Annotated in this window: 2 protein-coding genes; both read right to left on the reverse strand. The window is 48.0% G+C overall.

Annotation, left to right across the window (positions count from 1 at the left end):
* Positions 1 to 601 (reverse strand): 2-C-methyl-D-erythritol 4-phosphate cytidylyltransferase (locus A3766_RS07080; RefSeq protein WP_068642004.1); only part of this gene is annotated, 601 nt, incomplete at its 3' end.
* 72 nt (positions 602 to 673) lie between these two features.
* Positions 674 to 841, reverse strand: a complete 168-nt coding sequence (locus A3766_RS28780) for a septum formation initiator family protein (protein ID WP_082907063.1) — start codon at positions 839 to 841, stop codon at positions 674 to 676.
* Positions 842 to 843: the final 2 nt, after the last annotated feature.

Genomic DNA, 843 nt, shown 5'->3' on the forward strand with positions numbered 1-843 from the left:
GCAGCTCGGCAAAACGAAAGACTTGTGGTGTAAATGCTCGCCAAAGTTTGTCCCGATCCGAAGTACCCTCAATCGCCCTTCCATCTTGTGATACCTTAATCGTATCAACAACGCGAGACGCCAGAATAGCACCGCCCTCTGAACCGTCCCAGGCGTCAACATGTTCAATCAAGTTATCTATATCTTCTCGACTTAAACAGGGCCGCGCAGCGTCATGCACCCACACCCAATCTTGCTCATCGGCAATACCTACCAAAGCATCAAGACCATTTAAAACAGTATTGAAGCGTTCACTACCACCCTTATACTGAATCACTCGAGCATCTTGAGCCAAACTATCGCTATCAAAATAGTCATCAGCCTCGGAAATACCTATATGCACCTGAGTAAAGCGAGGGTGGTCAAGGAAGGCTTTGGCACTCAGATAAAGAACACTGCTTGAACCAAGCTGAAGATATTGTTTAGGGATGTCACTTTGCATTCTGCTGCCAACACCCGCTGCCGGAATAATGACCCAAAACCGAGGTAGTGCTTGCTTAGCAGAGTCTAAGCCTGAGAGGGGTGAGGAGGTAAACGAAGGACTGGGGCTTGAAACCGACATAGTTGGGGCACAAAGTGATAAATAAAAACCTATGACCCGCTCTTGGTCATGGCAGGCGCTTGCAATGGGCCATTATAGTTTCGAAGCCACTACCATGTAAAAGGTTTCGTCTCGCCCTATCATGCCCAAACTGAAACGAGCACGTTCTTCAATCGCATCATAGCCATTTTTAAGGTCTAGCACCTCAGCATTCAGCTGAGCATTGCGCTCACTTAAGGTGTCATTCGCCGCCTGCTGCAAAG

Source organism: Oleiphilus sp. HI0132, assembly GCF_001635845.1.